The sequence below is a fragment of the Bartonella sp. ML70XJBT genome (assembly GCF_028618425.1).
GTDB lineage: Bacteria > Pseudomonadota > Alphaproteobacteria > Rhizobiales > Rhizobiaceae > Bartonella.
In genome coordinates, this window is the sequence record NZ_JAQISX010000053.1 from 1 (window position 1) to 3,930 (window position 3,930).

General features: G+C 41.8%; 6 protein-coding genes. 1 reads left to right on the forward strand and 5 read right to left on the reverse strand.

All coding sequences use genetic code 11. The features are described 5' to 3' along the window. The 3 genes from PVV65_RS09140 to PVV65_RS09150 form a co-directional block, all read right to left on the reverse strand. Positions 1 to 661: portal protein (locus PVV65_RS09140; protein WP_273789952.1), on the reverse strand; the 661-nt coding region annotated here is incomplete at its 3' end. Beyond that, positions 646 to 1,974 (reverse strand): PBSX family phage terminase large subunit, encoded by a 1,329-nt coding sequence (locus tag PVV65_RS09145; RefSeq protein ID WP_273789953.1) that lies wholly within the window; start codon positions 1,972 to 1,974, stop codon positions 646 to 648. The genes PVV65_RS09145 and PVV65_RS09140, both read right to left, overlap by 16 nt. Further along, the gene (locus tag PVV65_RS09150; protein WP_273789949.1) at positions 1,955 to 2,290 is read right to left on the reverse strand and encodes a hypothetical protein; all 336 of its coding nucleotides are present in this window, start codon (positions 2,288 to 2,290) and stop codon (positions 1,955 to 1,957) included. The genes PVV65_RS09145 and PVV65_RS09150 overlap by 20 nt, the downstream gene beginning before the upstream one ends. 218 nt (positions 2,291 to 2,508) lie before the next feature. Between PVV65_RS09150 and PVV65_RS09155 the strand changes: the two genes are divergently transcribed. Continuing rightward, positions 2,509 to 3,036: a hypothetical protein gene (locus PVV65_RS09155; RefSeq protein WP_273789954.1), complete on the forward strand. Its 528-nt coding sequence runs from the start codon at positions 2,509 to 2,511 to the stop codon at positions 3,034 to 3,036. Positions 3,037 to 3,052: 16 nt separating this feature from the next. Here the strand turns inward: PVV65_RS09155 and PVV65_RS09160 are convergent, their stop codons facing one another. Further along, positions 3,053 to 3,577 (reverse strand): hypothetical protein, encoded by a 525-nt coding sequence (locus PVV65_RS09160; RefSeq protein ID WP_273789955.1) that lies wholly within the window; start codon positions 3,575 to 3,577, stop codon positions 3,053 to 3,055. Between the two features lie 12 nt (positions 3,578 to 3,589). Continuing rightward, positions 3,590 to 3,930: single-stranded DNA-binding protein (ssb, locus tag PVV65_RS09165; protein ID WP_273789956.1), on the reverse strand; the 341-nt coding region annotated here is incomplete at its 5' end.

Sequence of the window (3,930 nt, forward strand, 5' to 3'; positions counted from 1 at the left end):
CACTCCCATCTCTCGCCCAATCCGCACTCAGTTCACTCCAATGGGCTTTCGGAAACATTTGTCTTGCAACTTCCAAAGGCTTGCGGTCCACATACCACATACGTTGTGCATCGGTTAAATTCGGTTGCACGGCTGCGCTGTCCCAAACCATCTTTAACGGGTCTAAACGTGTAATAACCGGTTCACCATCAAGGCTATTCTCATAATCAAGTCGCGTATCAGTCCAGCCCATGCCGCAGATGACAGCATCTTGGAAAGCATCCGAATCCGCATATTCCGCTTGTGCCATATCACGAAACCATTCCGCCGCCCCTGTAAGCAATTCACTTGGCAATGCCTTACCTATTTGACGGGGGATAAATTGTACCTCTCGCTTATTATTGCGTTCTGACCCCACAACCGCATTCACAAGCGGGGCTATCCGATTAAAAGTCATAACGGGGCGGCGCTGTTCTTTTAATGCCGCTAAATCGGCTTCATTCCACTGATCTCCATTGTAAAAACGAAAATCTTCACGGGCTTGTTCACGCCATTTGTTCACATGCTCAACATCTTCTTTATACCAATTCACAAGCTTGCGAAACAAGCCTTCTGTCGACAAATCTGAAATGTTGCTATCTTGCTCTAAATGCTCTTCATCATGCATCATTCTGCCATCCATGACGTGCTCTCATAAGCGTCTCTACCGCTATAAGCTTCTCTCTTATGTTTCTGCACCGGCTGTTCATAACCCACACACATTAAGCCAAAGGCATCGGCTGCATGACTGGACCAATCATGCTCAGCGCCTAACCCTATATTCCGCTTCTCATCCCATTTTTCATGATACCAGTTCAGTGCCTTGCGTCCTGCTACCGTTGTTTCCTCGTTGAACCAAACAGAAGGTAAGATACGCCGCACTGCCTCTATGCGCATCTTAACAGCACCTGCCCCTTGATTAGGGATCACTTGCGTTTCAAAACCCGCATCATTAAGAGCACTCTCAAAACTCACATTGTGCACACGGTCCCTGGTCGCTCCATCATGGGGTAACACCATCAGTGCCTTCTCATAACCATTGTCACGCAACCAACCGATATGCTCCGACAACGGCTGCCCTTGTGCCTCGTAATAATCAAGCACTCTGATTTCTCTGCCAATAAATTGCGCTATCCAAATAGCCGTTGCATCTGCCTTAGCGCCCGTGCCCCCAATATCCCAAAAGGCGCGTATCTGCATCAAAGGATCACGTGCAACACGCCCTATCCGCCCCTCCTGCTCGGCTGCCAACATTTCCTTTTGAAAGTAAGCACCTTGAACCGCTGTAAGATAAGCCCCCTCCCATATATGCTTATAGGTCTCTGGACGGTTTCTCAAATCATCAAGCCGCGCTTCATTCAAGATCTTTGGAAACTTCGGATTATCGGACCAATTGATCTCAACACGTTTAATGGCTTTATTGTCTGAAAAGCGAAATCGCCTTTCAACCGGTGCATTGTCTCGTAATGGGTTCCATGTTACCCATAATTCTGCTCTCCAACCCTCTCCTTCTTCACGCAACGTCGGTATAAGCGTCTGCCAAGCTGTCTCTGTGACGGGTTCTGCTTCATCAACCCAACAAAGCAATATCCGCCCCATGGATTTGATACTCGCAATATTCCGATCTAGTCCACAAAACTGAAAAGCAATACGCCCGTCATTCGACTTAATCGAAGACTCCCCAACTTTGTAATAGTCCTTCAAAAAGTCATGCGCTTCAATAGCGCGCTTAATCTCCTCTAATGAACTTTCTGCGAGCGAATTTTGGAACTGACGCGCACAAAGGATAGTGCCCGATATCCCTTGCATGCCAAATTGATAGCCCTTTAAAGCAGCCATCAAGGCAAAAGATCTTGTCTTTCCAGACCCTCGTCCACCCCAAGCTGCCCGCACCAAAGCATCTCCTGCAAAAAGTGGAATAAGCTTTGGTACAATCTTAATCTGTCTTGTCGTCATTCATTGTTAAAGGCGCTATTTCCACACGCCCTATGATCTTAATGGCTCCCCCATCTTCCCCCGTCACTTGCAAAGGCAAGATCTTACCAAGCAACGCTAAATAAGCAGTAGGGCATCTTATTGCTTGCTTTTCGAGATAAGAAATCAGCCCTTCCTTACCATATTTATTCCCTGCCAATTCAGCAGCTTTAATAATCGCCTCTTTTAAAAGCCGTGTATTCTTATTTGGAACCCCTTTAACACGCCCTTGACCAGCATTAGGAGGCAGAGGCTTTTTGGTCGGTTGTAAAACCTGTTGTGTGTTTTCTGATGTCATAAATTCCTCCCTCCAGATAATAAAAAACCCCGCATTTGCAGGGCTTTAAACTGTATCCAACCCTCATTTAGACACAATACGCCTAAGTACAGCAACGTCATTAAATACGATTTGCATCACTTTGTCAACACAAAAATAACACATATTGATAATTTCAAAGGGAATCTGTTAGATGATAGATATTAGATGATAGATAGAATTAGAGGATATAAAAAACAATGCTTATGAAAAAGTCTTTATTTAAAGAAAAACTATTATTTGTTATGCTTTTAATAGCATGTCCTATATCAAATGGATCTGCTGGACAGGAAGATAAGTCTCATTCACAAACAACAAAAATATTAGAGAACATAGAGCGTGGACAAGAAAACATATTAAAAGTTTTAGATTTTATGAAAAATGACTTACAAGAGTCGCTGTCACAACAGGCTATCATGTTTCATTGCTTAGAAAAACGTTTTCCTCGTAATCAAAAGATTATTAGTATACGTGCTACGATTATAGAGAGGAATTATCTTTCTTTTGATAGAAATAAGCTGGTTTCTCAATTATTGGAACAAATTAAACAGCGAGATATTATGACTAAAGAACTTCTTTCATCGCCTGATCATTTAAAACCAGAATATATGAAGTTAATTCTTAACATAAATAGCAATATCTCTGAACTCAATGAAACAATTGACAGAAAAAATAAAATTATTAATCAATTACACAACTGGATTAGTGAAAATGCAAGCGGTTTATAAATGCAATTAAAAAATCTTAATGGAAGTGCTTTTGAAGCGCATTAAGAGCGACACGTAGTGAGCTTATAAGATGCGGTAATTCTTGATCTTCTATAACAAGGTACTGTAGCGCAGCGTAAAGATTGTACTGTCTATAAAGATGTTGCGCTTCTTTTAATGCCTCTTGCGTGTTTAAAAACTTCTCTGTTGCAAATTCTACCCATTTGTCTCTTGCTTTATCATCAGCGGATGATGGCATTTCGTCATAAATCGCATTAGGCAAGCCTTTTGCACAAAGGTAATCATTTCTTATCTGTAGATATTGTTGTGCAGCGTCATATTGCTCTTGTGTAAGTACACCTTTCAAACAAAGCCGCCCTATATAAGTACCAGAAAGCGGATTTTTAGCCTCTTGTAAGCTTAAAGAGAAGCGCTTTGCACGCATTTCTATTGCCAATTTATCAACGGCTTCACGAGGCGATTTTGCTCGCGATATACGACCATTGGCTTCTCTTGGCTGCCCTGTGATTTTAGGGCGTCCCCTCTTTTTATTTTTTTTCACAGATAGCCTCTATTAAAAAGGAACGCTGTCATTTGGTACTGTAGGCATATCAAGAGGTCTGTAAATGCTTCTCTCATAAGGAGATGACTGCTCTTGATCATCATCATTTTTGCCATCTAACAGCTTTAAGTCGCCTTTGTACTTAGGTAAAATGACTTCTGTTACAAATCGATCAATACCGTTTTTATCTTGCCATTTACGGGTTTGTAACTGCCCCTCTATATAAACTTTGCTTCCTTTATGAAGATACTGAAGTGCTATTTTTGCAAAATGTGGATTAAAAACCACAATAGAATGCCATTCTGTTTTGTCTATTTTCTTATTGGTTGCCTTGTCTGTATAGTTCTCAGATG